14 protein-coding genes and 1 tRNA gene are annotated in these 16,373 nt (G+C 63.4%); 8 read left to right on the top strand and 7 right to left on the bottom strand.

Annotated elements, in window-relative coordinates:
* Positions 1-7 precede the first annotated feature (7 nt).
* Positions 8-1,507, top strand: coding sequence for an OmpP1/FadL family transporter (locus CCR82_RS07625; protein WP_201244791.1), 1,500 nt, complete (start codon positions 8-10; stop codon positions 1,505-1,507).
* Positions 1,508-1,582: 75 nt separating this feature from the next.
* On the opposite strand, the gene pth is transcribed toward CCR82_RS07625, so the two are convergent.
* The 6 genes from pth to CCR82_RS07655 all read right to left on the bottom strand — a co-directional run bounded on the left by pth (position 1,583) and on the right by CCR82_RS07655 (position 6,695).
* Positions 1,583-2,167 carry an aminoacyl-tRNA hydrolase gene (gene pth, locus CCR82_RS07630; protein ID WP_201244792.1) on the bottom strand — a complete coding sequence of 195 codons (585 nt, stop codon included), beginning with the start codon at positions 2,165-2,167 and terminating at the stop codon, positions 1,583-1,585.
* 77 nt (positions 2,168-2,244) lie between these two features.
* A complete protein-coding gene (locus CCR82_RS07635; RefSeq protein ID WP_201244793.1) occupies positions 2,245-2,883 on the bottom strand; it encodes a 50S ribosomal protein L25/general stress protein Ctc in 639 nt (212 codons plus the stop codon).
* Between the two features lie 96 nt (positions 2,884-2,979).
* Positions 2,980-3,933 carry a ribose-phosphate diphosphokinase gene (locus CCR82_RS07640; RefSeq protein ID WP_338073139.1) on the bottom strand — a complete coding sequence of 318 codons (954 nt, stop codon included), beginning with the start codon at positions 3,931-3,933 and terminating at the stop codon, positions 2,980-2,982.
* Between the two features lie 57 nt (positions 3,934-3,990).
* A tRNA-Gln gene (locus tag CCR82_RS07645) sits at positions 3,991-4,065 on the bottom strand.
* 15 nt (positions 4,066-4,080) lie between these two features.
* On the bottom strand, positions 4,081-4,959 hold the full coding sequence (gene ispE, locus CCR82_RS07650) for a 4-(cytidine 5'-diphospho)-2-C-methyl-D-erythritol kinase (protein WP_201244794.1): 879 nt from the start codon (positions 4,957-4,959) through the stop codon (positions 4,081-4,083).
* A 14-nt stretch (positions 4,960-4,973) separates the two neighbouring features.
* The gene (locus CCR82_RS07655) at positions 4,974-6,695 is read right to left on the bottom strand and encodes a tetratricopeptide repeat protein (RefSeq protein WP_207190943.1); all 1,722 of its coding nucleotides are present in this window, start codon (positions 6,693-6,695) and stop codon (positions 4,974-4,976) included.
* Positions 6,696-6,908: 213 nt separating this feature from the next.
* Here CCR82_RS07655 and hemA point away from each other — a divergent pair, with 213 nt between their 5' ends.
* From hemA to CCR82_RS07680, 5 genes are all read left to right on the top strand, one after another.
* Positions 6,909-8,183, top strand: a complete 1,275-nt coding sequence (hemA, locus tag CCR82_RS07660) for a glutamyl-tRNA reductase (protein WP_201244796.1) — start codon at positions 6,909-6,911, stop codon at positions 8,181-8,183.
* Positions 8,183-9,262 (top strand): peptide chain release factor 1, encoded by a 1,080-nt coding sequence (gene prfA / locus CCR82_RS07665; protein WP_201244797.1) that lies wholly within the window; start codon positions 8,183-8,185, stop codon positions 9,260-9,262. Before hemA ends, prfA begins: the two co-directional genes overlap by 1 nt.
* A gap of 17 nt (positions 9,263-9,279) precedes the next feature.
* The gene (gene prmC, locus CCR82_RS07670) at positions 9,280-10,188 is read left to right on the top strand and encodes a peptide chain release factor N(5)-glutamine methyltransferase (protein WP_338073137.1); all 909 of its coding nucleotides are present in this window, start codon (positions 9,280-9,282) and stop codon (positions 10,186-10,188) included.
* 13 nt (positions 10,189-10,201) lie between these two features.
* Positions 10,202-10,612, top strand: a complete 411-nt coding sequence (locus CCR82_RS07675) for a hypothetical protein (RefSeq protein ID WP_201244798.1) — start codon at positions 10,202-10,204, stop codon at positions 10,610-10,612.
* Between the two features lie 66 nt (positions 10,613-10,678).
* The gene (locus tag CCR82_RS07680) at positions 10,679-11,215 is read left to right on the top strand and encodes a hypothetical protein (RefSeq protein WP_201244799.1); all 537 of its coding nucleotides are present in this window, start codon (positions 10,679-10,681) and stop codon (positions 11,213-11,215) included.
* 171 nt (positions 11,216-11,386) lie between these two features.
* Here CCR82_RS07680 and ubiA read toward each other — a convergent pair whose 3' ends face one another.
* Positions 11,387-12,304, bottom strand: a complete 918-nt coding sequence (gene ubiA, locus CCR82_RS07685) for a 4-hydroxybenzoate octaprenyltransferase (protein ID WP_201244850.1) — start codon at positions 12,302-12,304, stop codon at positions 11,387-11,389.
* 152 nt (positions 12,305-12,456) lie between these two features.
* On the opposite strand from ubiA, the gene CCR82_RS07690 reads away from it, so the two are divergent.
* Together CCR82_RS07690 and CCR82_RS07695 are read left to right on the top strand one after the other, a co-directional pair.
* Positions 12,457-15,717: a DUF499 family protein gene (locus CCR82_RS07690; RefSeq protein ID WP_201244800.1), complete on the top strand. Its 3,261-nt coding sequence runs from the start codon at positions 12,457-12,459 to the stop codon at positions 15,715-15,717.
* 9 nt (positions 15,718-15,726) lie between these two features.
* Positions 15,727-16,356: a DUF7680 family protein gene (locus CCR82_RS07695; RefSeq protein WP_201244801.1), complete on the top strand. Its 630-nt coding sequence runs from the start codon at positions 15,727-15,729 to the stop codon at positions 16,354-16,356.
* Positions 16,357-16,373: the final 17 nt, after the last annotated feature.

Consider the following 16,373-nt stretch of genomic DNA (forward strand, 5'->3'; position numbering starts at 1 on the left):
CCCAATCATGCATAAAAAGATTCGAGCCAGCGCCTTGGCGCTGGCTTGCGGTTCACTGGCGCCCGTCGCTCATGCCACCAATGGCTATATGTCGCACGGTTATTCGCCAGTAGCCAAGGGCATGGCAGGAGCGGGCGCGGTATCCATGCCACAAGATACATTGGCGATCGTGGCCAACCCGGCCGGTGTCAGCAAGATCGGCCGGCGCGCCGATGTCGGTTTAGCGTGGTTCAGCCCGCGCCGAAAGTATGAGGGGGTCACACCTTCGGACCCATTCTGCGAAACCGGCTGCGAACAAGGCGCGTTCGGGCCAATCGGCAGCGGCGCGCGCGGCACCGGCAGCGTCACAAGTGAGAATAACGACTTTCTAATCCCGAACTTCGGCTACGCTCAGCCCCTTGACGACCGCAGCGCCATCGGTATCGCGATCTTCGCCAACGGTGGTATGAATACCGATTACCGCAGCAGCGATACCTTCATGGGGGTTGGTACCTTCGGCGGTAACAACCGATTGGCAAACCCGCCGGCGTATCTACCACCTGACCTGCGCGCCGGCATGCAGATACCGGGTACGAGCGCACAGGGCGCAGGCAACGCCGGCGTCAACCTCGAGCAACTCGGTTTTTCGCTTGCCTACTCGCGCGAAGTGGCCGACGGATTCAGTCTCGGCGCTTCCTTTCTGCTCGGTTATCAGACCATCGAGGTCAAGGGCGTCGGTGCCTTTCAGGGCTTCACTCAGACCTTCACCCAAAGCATGCTCGCGAGCCAGACAAGGAGCGCTGTCTCGCCGTCCAACTTGAGCGATAACGGCAAGGATTCGTCCTGGGGTTACGGCTTCCAGGTCGGCGGTCTCTGGGAGGTCAACCCGATGCTCTCGCTCGGCGCCTCGTACCGGACCAAAATGTATATGGACAAATTCGACAAATATTCAGACCTGTTCGCCGAGGGCGGTGATTTTGACATTCCTGCGGTCGGCACTTTCGGCATCGCCTTCAAGCCGACTGATCAACTGGCGTTCGCCTTCGACGTTCAGCAGATCTGGTATAGCGACGTCCCCGCGATCGCCAATGACAACCATCTCGCACTGCGCTGCGACCTCAACGCCGCCTTTGGCCAACCGAGCGCACCCGGCGCGACCTATGATGCGCGTTACTGTCTCGGTGGCTCCGAGGGTGCCGGTTTCGGCTGGGACGATATGACGGTGTTCAAATTCGGCGTCCAGTACACAATGAATGACAAGCTGCAGCTGCGCGCCGGATACAGCCACGCCGATAACCCGATCGATGGCAGTCAGGTGGCATTCAACACCCTAGCCCCGGCGACACCGGAAAACCACTTCACGCTCGGCGCCAGTTACCTGCTCCAAGACAACTTCGAGCTGACCTTCTGGGGCATGTATGCGCCGGAGGGCAGCATCTCTGGGCCTGGGGAGTTCACCGGCAGCCAGGCCCCGGAAATCAAGATGCACCAGTATGAGGTGGGCGTGAATTTCGCCTGGCTCTACTGACCGAATAAAAACCAAAGGAGGAGCAGCAAACCGCCAACAGGCAGTTTGCTGCATTTTCATCCGCAGAGCCCCTGCTCAGGGACGCGCGTGCAAGCGATTCATTACCCGCTGATACTCACCCGCCAAGAGTTCCGGAAGGCAGCCTTCAGCCTGATCGACAACCTCGAGAATTGCGTCCATATCAACGCGCGAGGGCCGACTCAGTACATAACCAATCACCTGCTCCTTGGCCCCAGGATGGCCGATCCCAATACGCAGCCGCCAAAAGTCGCGACTGCCGAGCGCGGCCATGCTGTCGCGTATCCCATTGTGACCACCATGACCACCGCCAAGCTTGAGCTTGACCGAGCCCACCGGGAGATCGAGTTCATCGTAGGCGATTAACACCGCCTCAGGCCTGATATCGAAATAGCGACAAACAGCCGCTAGCGCACGGCCGCTGTGATTCATGAACGTTGTCGGCTTCAGCAATCGCAGGTCGCCCCCGTCGCCACTGACGCGAGCCAGCAAACCCTGGAACTTGGCATCTGGCCGCAACTCCACGCCAGCACGCTCAACGATGCGATCGACCAGCCAATAGCCGGCATTGTGCCGCGTTCCGGCATACTGAGGGCCAGGATTACCGAGCCCCACAATCAACTGAATGCCTTGCTCCTCCATCGCGCTAACAGGCCGATGACCGCCCAGTGCAATCGCTCATCGTCCGCCTCCCTGAATCCTGATCAATTGATTGCTGATCAATCCGAGCCAGGCCCGCTACCAGGCGCGGCTTCGCCCTCGGCGCTATCATCAGCGTCCGCGCTCTCCGACTGCGGCGCGAAGATCATGACCACCGGGGTCTCGGGATCAAGCGAGTGGGTCAGCTCTACCTCTGGCGGGAGATTGAGTTCCGAGACATGAATGACATCGCCGAGCGTCATCTCGGCCATATCGACGCTGAGATACTCAGGCAGATTGCCCGGCAAGCAGCTGATCTCAATCTCGGTAATGTTGTGCGAGATAGTGCCGCCCATCTTCAAACCGGGGCAACCCTCTTCGTTGACGAAGTGGATCGGAACAGTCAAACGCAGCTTTTCATCACGGCTCACGCGCAGGAAATCCACATGCAACAAGAAAGGCTTGGCCGGATGCCGTTGCAGATCCTTGAGCACGACCTTGGTGGTTTTATTGCCCAGTTTCAGATCAAGCAAGCTCGAATAGAAGGCTTCATAGTCGAGCTGACGCTCGAGCTCGCTATGAGGCACGGCAATCATCGCCGGCTCGTCGTTACCACCATAGACGATGCCCGGCACCAGCCCGGTACGACGCAGGCGGCGGCTCGCACCCTTCCCCGTGTCGCTTCTCGGCTGGGCCGCGACTTCAAATACATCACTCATGACAGAGTCTCCAGATTAGATAACGACAAAACGCCGACATCCGCGACCAGATGCCGGCGCCAGTCAGGACATGCGCGCAATGCGCATTCGCCTTGGTCAGTCGACGAAGAGCGAGCTGACCGATTCTTCGTTCGATACTCGGCGCATGGTCTCGGCGAGGAGTTCGCCGATCCCGAGCTGCCGGATCTTCGGGCACTCGCGCGCATCGGGGCGCAAGGGGATCGTGTTGGTGACGACCAGCTCATCAAGGGACGAGGCCGAGATATTATCCACCGCCGGCCCCGAGAGCACCGGATGAGTGCAGTAGGCTTGCACCCGTGATGCGCCCTGTTCCTTCAGCGCCGCGGCAGCCTGACAGAGCGTGCCCGCGGTATCGACTAGGTCGTCGACGAGCACGCAGGAGCGCCCACGGACATCACCGATGATGTTCATCACCTTCGCCTCATTCGCACGCGGACGCCGCTTGTCGATGATAGCCAAATCGGCATCATCAAGCCGCTTCGCTAGAGCGCGCGCGCGCACAACGCCCCCGACATCCGGTGAGACCACCATCAGCTTCTCGTGCTTCTGTCGCCAGATATCGCCAAGCAGGATCGGCGAGGCGTAGACATTGTCGACCGGAATGTCGAAAAAACCTTGGATTTGATCGGCATGAAGGTCGACCGTTAATACACGGTCGGCGCCCGCCGAGCCGATCATTTTAGCGACCAAGCGCGCGGTGATGGGCACCCGGGCTGAGCGCGGGCGCCGGTCTTGACGGGCATAACCGAAGTACGGGATCACCGCAGTGACGCGCTTTGCCGATGCCCAGCGCAGGGCATCGATCATCACCATCAATTCGAGCAGGTTGTCGTTAGTAGGCGCGCAGGTTGGCTGGACGATGAAGACATCGCGGCCGCGCACATTTTCCTGGATCTCGGTCATGACCTCGCCGTCGCTGAACTGGCCGACGACGGCCTTGCCCAGCGGCAAACCCAGGTGCGCAACAATCTCACTGGCGAGCGCGGGATTCGCATTCCCCGAGAACACCATCAAGGTGCTGGCCTGCACGGATTGTCCTTTTGTCTCAAGGGGCACCGTTATGGCCACTCTTGGTCTGGTAAAGTGTGGCTGGGGCGCCAGGATTCGAACCTGGGAATGCTGGGATCAAAACCCAGTGCCTTACCGCTTGGCGACGCCCCAATCGATTGATCCAGCTCAGCCGGTTGGCCCTGATCCCTCGCCGTAAAGCGAGGCAAACAGCGGCGACCTGTTCCGCCCGCGAGCGACGAACGCCGGAATCTCCGGCGCCACCTCGCTGAGCAACTGCTCGGCCGCCGCTCGATCCGGCAGAGCCGCAAAGAGACAGGCTCCGGTTCCAGTGAGCTTGGCTTCCGCGCGCTCGGCAAGCCAACGGTAGGCATTGGCCACCACAGGATAGTTCGCGAGCACCGTGGCAAGACAATCATTGTTAGCATTGCCGCGCAGAAAGTCGCCTAGTGTGATCGGCGCCGAATCTCTTGTCAATCCCGGATCGCCAAAGACCGCCGCAGTCGAGACCTGACACGGCGGTATGAGCACGAGATACCAAGGCATTGGCAGCTCAACCGGGACCAGACTTTCGCCAACACCCTCACCCCAGGCTGCATCCCCGCGCACAAATACCGGCACATCGGCGCCAAGCCGCAGCCCGATCTCCGCGAGCCGCTCGGTGGCAAGCGCGGTTCCCCAAAGCCGGTTCAGGGCATGCAGCGTCGTGGCCGCGTCCGAACTGCCACCGCCGAGTCCACCACCCATCGGCAAGTGCTTCTCGAGGCGGATGTCCACTCCCGCGTCACAGCCGGTTTCTTCTTGGAGCGCGCGCGCCGCGCGCACGACTAAATCCTGCTCGGGCGGGATCTCGGGCGGCCCACCAAGACGTTCGATGCCCCCATCCGCACGCGGCTCGAAGAACAACCGATCGCACTGGTCGACAAACTGAAAAACGGTCTGTAATCGATGATAGCCATCGGGCCTGCGCCCGAGTACACGCAGCATTAGATTGAGCTTCGCGGGCGCCAGCCAGGCGCCATCCGACGCGGGTTGCGGAATTCCCATCGGCGCCGGCGCCATTAGTGATCGGTGTGCGAGAAGCGGAAGCGACTCAGCACCCTTAACAGATACTCATGCTCCGGCGCCTCGTCGAGCGCGTGCCCCCACACCTCCCGCGCCTCATCTTTGCGCCCCAGGGACCAGAGTACCTCGCCAAGATGGGCCGCGATCTCGGCATCGAAGCCTTGCTCGAGCGCTTTGCGCAGATAATCCTCGGCGTCTTCCGCCTGGCCCTTGCGGTAGAGCACCCAGCCCATGCTGTCCAGAATGGCGGGATCATCGGGGCGCAATTGCAGCGCGCGCTCGATGAAGGCCTGGGCGGCATCGAGGCGATCCGTGCGATCTGCCAAAGTGTAGCCGAGGGCATTGAGTGCGTCGACGTGATCGGGGTGATCAACCAGGATGCGCCGCAGATCGCGTTCAAGCATCCCAACCTTGTCCATACCAACGGCCAGCATCGCGCGGGCATAAAGCAGATCCACATGAGCCGGCTGCTCCGCGAGGGCCCTGTCGTAAACATCGAGAGCTTGCTGGTCGAGCCCCTGCGCGCGTAACAACTCACCCTCAATCAGATAGAAGGTCACGTCTTGGCCGGGAGACTGATCGCGCAGTTGCTGAAGCAGCTCGCGCGCGCGCGCTATCTCGCCTGCTTTCGCATACAGGCTAGCGATCCGCACCTGCGCACTGGTCCGGTTCTGCCCGCGCACCTGCTCATACAGCGCCAATGCCGCGTCGCTGTTGCCCGATTGCTCCTCGACCTGGCCGAGCAAGAAGGCGACATCATTCGGACGCTCCTCAAGGCGTTGCAGCGCTTCGAGAAAGCGTCGCGCCTTATCGAGGTCGCCAATCTCAAGGGCTAAAACAGCCGCGGCCATCAAGACATCCGGACGCTCCGGGTCACGCTTGAGCAGCTCATCGAAGACCGCCAATGCCTGCTCTGGCTCCTCGGCATCCATGTGCAACTGCGCCTTCATCAGCTTGAGTTCAGGATCGGCAGGCGCCTCGCCGAGGTAGCGATCAAGCATCGCGTGCGCCTGTTCGATCTGCTCGCGCCTGACCAATAGGCGCACCAGAAACAATTGCGGATCGCTCCAGCCTGGACGCAGCTTTGCAGCGCGCTCAGCAAGCTGTATCGCGACCTCATCCTGATTGGCGGCGGCAGCCAAGGTCGCGAGCGCAAACTGTGCGTCGGCATCCTCCTGCGCGTCGAGCGCATCGACCAACCTCCGCATCACCCTGAGGCGATCCGCCGGATCGGGGAGCCGGCCGAGGATTTGCGCGGCCTGAAGGTAGCCCTGACCCGGAACCCCAGCGAGCTCGATCACCCGCTCCAGCGAGGCCAAGGCCCACTCCTGATCACCCGCCTCCAACGCCAGAAAGGCCGCGAGTTGATGGGCCTGGGGAGCATCGGGTTCCAGGTCGGTCCAGAGGTCGAGTGCCTGTCGCGCCGCCGCCGAGCGTTTGGCGTTTAACGCCGAACGCACGGCGCGCTCGGCTAGGCTCGGCTCACGCGCTAGCTCGGCGGCGCGCAGAAAATGCTCGAAGGCCGCGTCGTAATCGCCGCGCTGAAGCGCGACCTCCGCCACCAGCGCGGCATAGATGAGTTCGGGACTCAGCGTAGTCGGTGATTGCGCAACGGCGGGCGCGGGTGCGGATGAGCCAGGCGCCGCAGTCGACTCGGTTGGAGTCGCATGGGATGGCGGCTGATCAGCATTGCTCGCGAAGGCGATCAACACGAGCATCGGGACTAAAAGAAATGGGGCGAGAGTTCGGTTGCGCATAGATCAAGGGGCAGGCAGATGGTTGACCGCGATCAGCCGGTTAAGTGCTTCGATCGCAGTATACTCATGCAGTTCCTATCGCGGAAAGCAACCACTCGCGGCCCCGAAGCACCGTCCTTGCCGTTGTGCGGGCCGGAGAGCATCGCAGACAACCGGCTAGCCCTTCATTCCGCCATGCCACTGATCGTACTCGGACTCAACCACAAGACAGCCCCTGTCGACATCCGTGAACGTTTGACCTTCGGGCCGGACGTCATTGTCGCCGCACTGCGGACGCTGCTCGAACAAAGCCCAGCAGACGAGGCGATCATCGTCTCGACCTGCAATCGCACCGAGATCTATTGCGCCTCGGAGAGCCGCGATATCGAGGTGCCGGTGCGCGACTGGCTCGGCCAATTCCATGGCATCGAGCCGCAGCTGTTCGCCCAGCATCTCTATATGCATAAGGATCGTGACGCCGTGACTCATCTCTTCAAGGTCGCCTGCGGGCTGGATTCGATGGTCCTCGGCGAGCCGCAGATTCTTGGGCAGGTCAAGGCCGCTTTCAAGACCGCCTGCGAGGGTGGCAGCAGCGGCCGGCTCCTGGGACGGCTATTCCAATGCACTTTCGCAGTCGCGAAGCAGGTGCGCACCGACACCGCCATCGGCAGCAGTCCAGTCTCGGTGGCCTTTGCCGCGGTCAGCCTGGCACGCCAGATCTTTAGCGATCTCTCCAAGCAGACCGCCCTGCTGGTCGGTGCCGGCGAGACGGTCGAACTCGCCGCCCGGCATCTGCATCAACACGGCATCGGGCGCATCATCGTCGCCAACCGCACCGTCGATCGTGCACACCGGCTAGCGGTCCAATTCGACGGCTACGCCATCGCCCTGACCGAGCTGGCGAGCCATCTGCCCGAGGCCGACATCGTCGTCTCCTCGACCGCTAGCCCGCTGCCGGTGCTCGGCAAGGGCACAGTGGAGCGCGCGCTCAAGCAGCGTCGGCATCGGCCCATGTTCATGGTTGACATCGCGGTACCGCGCGATATCGAACCCGAGGTCGGGCAGCTGCGCGATGTCTATCTCTACACCGTCGACGATCTGCAAGGCGTGGTCGACGAGGGCATGCGCTCGCGCAACCATGCCGCCGAGCAGGCTGTCGAGATCATCGACCTGCATACCACCGAGTTCATGGCTTGGGTGCGCTCGCTGGATGCCGTCTCCCTGATCCAGGATTACCGTGCCCGCGCCGAATGCGTGCGCGACGAGGCCGTCTCGCGCGCCGCGCGACAACTCGCCGCCGGCAAGCCCGCCAACGAGGTGATGCACCATCTGGCCCACGTACTAACCAATAAGCTCCTGCATGAGCCCAGCGTGCGGTTACGACAGGCCGGTCGCGAGGGGCAATCGGAGCTGCTTGACGCCGCCAATGAGCTGTTCCAGCTCTCCCAGGGTCAAGACACCGGCAACTGATGAACCCATCCATTCGGGGCAAGCTCGATCGGCTCGCCGAGCGCTTTGCCGAGATCACCGCCCTGCTAGCCGAGCCCGAGGTGCAGTCGGATCAAAACCAGTTCCGCGACCTCGGGCGCGAATACGCGCAGCTCGAGCCGCTGATCGATTGCTGGCAGCGCTATCTGGATCTCGAGGCCGAGAGCGCCTCGGCCCGCGCGATGCTCGCCGACAAGGAGATGGCCGCGCTCGCGCGCGAGGAACTCGACGCCGCCGAGCAGCAACGCGAACAGCTCGAGCCCGAACTCAACCGACTGCTGATCCCGCCGGACCCCAATGATCATCGCAATATCTACCTCGAAGTCCGGGCCGGCACCGGGGGCGCCGAGGCGGCCCTCTTCGCCGGCGATCTGCTGCGCATGTATCTGCGCTATGGGGAGCTACAAGGCTGGCGCCACGAGATCATCAACGCCAGCGACGGCGAGATGGGCGGCTATAAAGAGGTGGCGGTCCGCATCAGCGGCAGTAGCGTCTATTCTCGGCTCAAATTCGAGTCCGGCGCCCACCGCGTGCAGCGCGTCCCTGAGACCGAATCCCAGGGACGCATCCATACCTCGGCCTGTACCGTCGCGATCCTGCCCGAGGTCGATGCAGTCGACGAGATCAGCGTCGACCCCAATGATCTGCGGGTCGACACCTATCGCGCCTCCGGCGCCGGTGGTCAGCACGTCAACAAGACCGATTCCGCGGTCCGCCTGACCCATCTGCCAAGCGGCATCGTCGTTGAATGCCAGGACGAGCGCTCGCAGCACAAGAACCGCGCCAAAGCGATCGCGCTGCTGCAGGCCAAGCTACTCTCGGCCGCGCAGGACGAACAGACCGCCGAGCAGAGCGCCTCGCGCCGGCTGCAGGTCGGCAGCGGTGATCGCTCCGAGCGAATCCGCACCTACAACTTTCCGCAGAACCGCCTCACCGACCACCGCATCAACCTGACCCTCTACAAGCTCGATGAGGTGATGATGGGCCATCTCGATCAGGTCGTCGAGCCGCTACGGCAGGAACATCAGGCCGACCTGCTCGCCGAACTGACGACCGCCTGAGCGGCGCATCCGCCCCCGTGAGCGCCGCAGCGGACGACGGTATTGGCGAACTGCGGCGCGCGGCCAGCCAGCGCCTGGCGGCAGCCGGCTATGCCAGCGCCGCACTCGAGGCCGACCTGTTGTTGAGTCTCGCCACGGGACTCGAGCGCGGGCAGCTCTTCGCTTGGCCCGAACGAGCGGTCGACGCTGCCCAGCGGCAGCGGTTCGAACAACTGCTGACACGGCGCGTCGCCGGCGAGCCAATCGCCTACCTGCTGCAACAGCGCGCGTTCTGGAGTCTCGAGCTTCGTGTCAGCCGCGCCACTCTGATCCCGCGGCCGGAGACCGAGACCCTGGTGGAGCTGGCCCTGCGAGCCCTGCCGGCGGACCAAGCACTGCGCGTCGCCGACCTCGGCACCGGCAGCGGTGCCATCGCCGCCGCGCTCGCGCATGAGCGCCCCCGTTGGTCTCTGATCGGCCTCGAGCGCGACCCCGATGCACTCGCCATCGCGGCCCTGAACGCGGCGCGGCTTCAGCTCGACAACCTCAGTCTGATGCGCGGCCACTGGTCGAGCGCACTGGGCCGCGCCTCCTTGGATGCGCTCATCGCCAATCCACCCTATGTGCGTGCCGATGATCCGCATCTCGGCCAGGGCGATCTGCGCTTCGAGCCCCGGGCCGCGCTCGTCGCCGGGGCCGATGGTCTGCTCGCCATTCGCGCGCTCATCGCCGATGCGCCCCGCTGCCTGAAACCCGGCGGACTGCTCGCGATCGAGCACGGCTGGGATCAGGGCGCGGACGTGCGCGCGCTCATGCAGCAGCAGGGGCTTGAGGCGATTGAAACCTGGCGCGACCTTGCCGGTCAGGAACGGGTGACACAGGCGATCCTCAGCCCTCGCCTGAACGCGCGCCCGCACGAAAACCTTGATCAGCGTCCGCTCGATTGAGCATACTTCGCCTATGGAAAAGCCCGACCCAGACCGCATCAAACATCGTCAGATCCATTTTCGGGATCTGCATCCAGAGCGTAACGACGCGCGCACTGCGGCAGTCTTCCTGGCCGAGGTCGACGGTGTCATCCAAGCCGAGCCCCTGTCGCCAATCCTGCTTGATCTGACCTACGACCTACGCAAGACCTGCCTTGAGGAACTCGAAACCGCCCTGGGCGAACTCGGGCTGCACCTCGACGGCGCCCTGCTCTTCAAACTCAAACGCTCACTCTATTACTACACCGAAGAGACCTATCGCGAGAACCACGGCTGGGCACGCAGCGATAGCAATTCCACTAAGTTGGTGTTCGCAAAACGCTGGGAGAACCTCGAGCACGGCTGTCGCGATCCCCGTCCCGAGCATTGGCGCCGATATCTCTGATAGAGATGACAGTCTTCGATCCGTCTTATATGATCCAGGGATTCCCTGGATCATACCGAGTCATCGATGCGCTTTGACGTCAGCGACCACGAGATCAAGAAAGCCAAGATCCCGCACGAACTCTTTCTCACCAACCTGATCGGCAATCATATCCTAATGGCCGTCGCCGCCGGAGGGATCGCGGGGAGTTTTCCCTGGGTGATGGCGGTGATTCCGGCCGTCTCGCTCTCGCTGCTCGGCTTTACGCTCTGGCGCGCGCGCCGCTCGATCGGCCGCGATCCCTGGTACGTGATGTGTCATTGGCAGGTCTGCGCGCGGCGCAGCCGCCTGTTCATCGGCATGCTGGTGTTATCGGGCCTGGTCATCACGCTCGGCTGGCTCGGCCATACCTATGGCGGGCTGATGAAGGAGGCCGCCATCGCGCTGGTCGTCGGCACCGGCATCCTGCCGATCATGGTCACCGTGCTGGTGCTGATCATCATCGAATCCGACGCCCTCTATCATGCCCATCAGGCCAAGCTGCCGGCTTGGGTAGTTGAGCGGTTTCCGAATCCTGAAGCCAAGCCCATCGAAGAGGAACCCACTCCCAATGCTGTCGCCTGAGAAGCACCTGACATCCGGCTCGCGCGGCGGTCCAGTTCCGTGCCTGAATGGCTTCTGCAACGGCCACTGCTGCCTGTCTAGATAGCGTCCGAGGACAGGGATTGCGCGGTCATCGGATTCCTCCCAAGGTCTTCATCGGGGTCAGAGATGGGCAGCCAGTGCGGCGCTGGATCAGGGCGCGAGCAGATAGTCGAAGACCAGACCGAGGAACACCGCCATGCCGAAGTAGTTGTTGTTGAGAAAGGCCTCGAAACAACGCGCCGGCGCGCGCGCCCGAATCAACCATTGCTGGTAACCGAACAGTGCCCCAGCGACGGCGAGTCCGACGAAATAGGCCGCGCCCAGCCCCGCTTGGACGCCGACCCAGATCAGGATCAGCAGCATCAGCACCTGCAGCAGCGCGACGATGAGCCGATCCCAGCGGCCGAACAGGATCGCGGTCGATTTGATGCCGATCTTCAGATCATCCTCGCGATCGACCATCGCGTATTCGGTGTCATAGATCAGCGCCCAGATCACCGTGGCCACGAACAACACCCAGGCATAGAGCGGGACCGTCTCCTGAATCGCGGTGAAGGCCATCGGCACCGCCCAGCCGAAGGCCGCGCCCAGGAACAGTTGCGGCACATGGGTGAAGCGCTTCATGAACGGATAGATCATCGCCAGCGTCACCGCCACCACCGACATGGCGATGGTCTGCCAATTCAACAGCAGCACCAGCGCGAAGGCGGCGAGACTCAGGAGCACGAACACCGCCACCGCCTCGATCGGGCTGATCAGGCCCTGTGCCAACGGCCGCGTGTTGGTGCGCGCGACATGGCCATCCAGCTTACGGTCGGCATAGTCGTTGATCGCGCAGCCGGCCGAGCGCATCAGCACCACGCCAGCGACGAAGATCAGCGCCACCGGCCAGGGCGGCTGGCCCTCACCGGCGAGCCAGAGCGCCCAGAGCGCCGGCCACATCAACAGGAAGATACCGATCGGCTTATTGAGCCGAATCAACCGATAGTAGGCATCGAGCCGAACCCGCCAGCCGAGCTGTGACGTAAGAGGGCGGTGATCGTGAAGCTTGGTCTCGCGAACACTCATTGCAATTTTTTTCACTCCGAATTTCATCCCTGAGCCTGTTTGGGCGCCGATTGTATCCTGTTATCGCTCATCGAGGGTCATGGAACACTAGCGGTCGCTGTACAATCCGCCAAGGCCGTGAAAGAGTACGTTCACAACCGCAGGGAGCTGACATGCAAGACGTCCTATCGAGCTGCCAACCGCGCCCCGAAATCCTCGCCGGCACCTTCAACCCCGAGATCTTCACCGCCCGCCTGAGCCGTGTGCTCACCGACTACGCCAAGGGGCAGGCGCGCGAGGGAGCAAGCGCCCTGTACTCCGATCCGGTCGCCTTCTTCCGCGATGCGACCTACCCCACGCAAGGGCTGATCAGCATCCTCGATAATGTCCTGGCGCGACTCAATCAGGGCGATCTGTCCCGTCCGGCGATCCAGCGCATCGACAACGCCTTCGGCGGCGGCAAGACCCACACCCTGATCGCGCTCACCCATGCCGCCAAGCAGGGCCAAGCCCTCACCGAGCCTCTTGCAGGCATCGTGCCGGCCGAACGCCTCGCGCCGCCGGGTGCGATTCGCGTCGTCGGCGTGATCGGGGACACGGTCGATACCCTGCGCGAAGGCGTCGACGGTGGACAGCCCAAGCCGAATACGCTCTGGTGGCTGATCGCCCAAGACATCCTCACCCCCGAACAGCAAGTGCCGATCCAGGCCCGCCTCGATGACGCCTCGGCCCCCGGCTCGGAAGCCTTCTTCGACGCCCTGCTCGGTGAGCGGCCGACCCTCATCCTGATCGACGAGATCGCGCAGTATCTCTCGCGCATGGAGGCGGCCTTCCCAGGACTCGGTGCCCAGCAGGCGGCGGCGTTCCTGATGTCGCTGTCGACCTACACCGAGTCGCGCCCGAACATCGCGGTCGTCATCAGCCTGGCCTCGGTCAGCAACGCCTTTGGCGACTTCAACAAGCTCATCCGCCAGCTCAAGAGCACCCACGGCATGAGCCAGAGTCAAGCCGAGGCGATCGTCTCGGATGCGCAAAAGGAGATGCGCGATGTCGTCAATCGCGCCGCCGGTGCGACGACCCCGGTGCAGGAGGGCGATCTCTCGCGCATCATGGCCAAACGTCTGTTTACCCGCGTCGACCAGGACGCGGCTGTGCAGATCGCCGATGCCTTCACCGCGACCTATCGCCAGGCCGGCACCGACCTGCCCGCCGAAGCCAGCAATCCGCGCCGCCATGACGAACTCATCGCCCATTACCCCTTCCATCCCAAGCTGATCGAATTCCTCTCCCAAGAACTCGCACAGGTCGAGACCTTCCAGAGCACGCGCGGGCTGCTGCGCACTCTGGCGCGTGCGGTGCGGCGCATCTGGGAGGCCAAGCTGGCGATCCCGTTGATCCAGACCGGGCACCTCGATCTCGCCGACAGCACCATCCGCGGCGAGCTGCTGGGCAAGACCGGCAACACCGACCTGCAAGCCGTGCTCGACGCCGACATCAGCAAGGTCGCCGGCACCGCCGCGACCGGCCTCAGCGTCGCCGGCGAGCTGGATCACGGCAACCCGCATCCAGACGGCTACCCGGTGCATGAATGGTCCTGGCGGGTGGTATTCCTGCACAGCCTGGTCGGCCGCGGCGGCGGTCTGCAGGATGAGAAATTTGGCATCGATCTGGCCTCAGCGGTGTACGAAATGGCCTCGCCGGCCATCAAACCGGCGACCGTCCATTCCGCCCTCGCGCAGATCGAATCCGAAGCGAACTACCTGCGCAACCGCAACGGGCGCCTGTACGCCGACACCGTGCCGACGCTGAACAATATCCTGCGCCGCATCGAGGGCAATGTGTCCGATGACGAAGCGCTGGATCGGGTCGAGCAAGTCGTGCGGACGCTGGTCGATCGGTCTGCGGTCTTCGACGTTCACGCCAACATCAGCGACGGTGAAGCGATCCCGGATAAATCGCCCAAACCACAGCTTGGCATCATCCGCTTCGAGACCGCCGAACTCGACCCGGTGCGCTTCATCGAACAGCGCGGGAGCGCGATCCGTGAGTATCAGAACCAGGTCTTTTTGCTCGCACCCAGCGTCGTCTACATCAAAGAGTCGGTCTGGAACGAGACCCGCACCCAGCAGGAGCGCCGCACACGCCAACACATCCTGGCCCTGGCGCACAAGGCCATCGCCGTCGAGCGCCTCAAGGCCAATCCCGAGAACTGGGGCGTGAGCCACGACCAACTGCAAAAGACCGAATTCAAGGAGCGCGCGGCCAAGAGTCCGGCCGAGCTGCGCACCGCGATCGAAACGTCCTACCGTTACCTGCTGTTTCCCAGTCGTGACCAAGGACGGGTGGCCACGCGCGACCTGGGCAAAGGCGGCGCTGGACCGACCGCTGGCGGCTCCGGTGGGCTGCACCTGGAAGATGCCATCCTCAGGCAGTTGGCCGACGAGGGCGAGTTGATCACCGAAGCGCGCGCACCGACCGCCGAGACCCAGACCCTGCTCGGCAAACTGTTCTTCGATCAGTACCCGCAGGTCAGCGTGAGCACGCTGGTCATGCATTTCGCCACCCGACGCCACTGGCCGATCCTGCAGCGTCCGGACCTGCTGGCCCCGATCCTGGTCGAGGGCAGCAAGCGCGGCGCCTGGTGCCTGGGCGAGATGCCGGACCCCAAGGCGCATAAGCCCACAGCCCTCTACCACAAGGAGAACCCACCACCGCTCACCGTCGAGCCATTGGCCGAGCCTGGCGGCTGGATCCTCTGCACCAAGGAGCACGCCAAGCAACTGGGCTGGCTGGAAGACATCGAGCGCCGACCCGATACCGTCGCGGATTGGCTGGAGCAGACCATCGAGAGCCGCACGACACTCGACCTGGAGGCGTTGACCGCAAGCGTCGAGCAGGAGCACGACAAGGTCGATCCCAACGTGCTGAGCCAGCAACTGACCAACCTCCTCGCGCAGCGCAAACTGGTGGTCTTTCCCGCCGAGTCCTTCGATGCCGCCGGCACCCCCGACCCAGACCAGGCCCGGACCGGTGACAGCCTGCCGCTGGATGCGCTGAAGACCGGCATCGTCATGCCCTACCATGAGGCCCAGGCGCGCGGCTGGATCAGTCCACCTAAGGTCCAGCAGCAACAGTTCACCCTGCGCGACAAGGATAAGATCAAGCAGATCCTCAATCTGCTCGCCGGCACCGCGCTCAGCCAATCCAAGACCCAAGTGGCGATGCTCAATATCGAGGCTCAACTGCACGACAAGGCGCCCTTCCAGTTCGCGGTGAGTTCCACCACGGTTGGCGACCTGGTCGACAATCGCGCCCTGTTCGCCGCGCTGAACAACCGGCTGCAGTTCGACAACAACGGCGAGGTCCGCCTGACCCTCGGCGAGCCTGACCCCAACTGCAAGTTCCTGAGCTTGCTCAAGCAACTCGAAGGATAATTCCGCCTCATGCCCACCTCTGCTCAGGCGACCTCGCGGCGAGCGCGTCCCGGCGCTCCCGCCGATCACGCCCAACTGGCCAAGCAAGCCAAGCGCGCGCCCTATCTGTTGCGCATCACGCGCCGCAGCGACCTGCCGCCGCCCCTGCTGATCGTCAAGGAGCGCATCGCCCCCGAGGATCGCGACGACACCGCGGGCTTGACCAACCCGCGCGCCAAACACGTCGAGCGCGGGAGTCTGCATGGCGACGGGGTGCGCGCCTGTTTGCCCGTGCTCAGGCGCATCCTCGAAGCGGTCAAGGATGACCAAGGCATTGCGCTGGGGCTGGAGCGTTTCATGTCCGCGCAAGGTCTGCAGGAGACCGATCTGAATCTGCCCCTCGATGAGGCGGCCGGGGCGCGTCTGGCGTTGTTCTTTCGGCTGCAAGGCAAGGTCAAGGATGTCACGCGCATCGAGCTGATCGGACGGCGTGTGGCGCTCCTCTCGCGCGAAGAGGCGGTCTACTGGCTGGCCAATGTCACCACCGCCGACCCGGTGTTGCGCAGTTGGGCGATCAGCGGCTTGCGGCTGATGCTGTGTGGTGATGCGGGCGACCAGCGCCTACCGCTGGTGTTGGAGCGTATCCGCGCGCGGGGCTAGACTGAACGCCTTGTTGG

This window comes from Halochromatium salexigens, assembly GCF_016653295.1.
Taxonomy (GTDB): domain Bacteria; phylum Pseudomonadota; class Gammaproteobacteria; order Chromatiales; family Chromatiaceae; genus Lamprobacter; species Lamprobacter salexigens.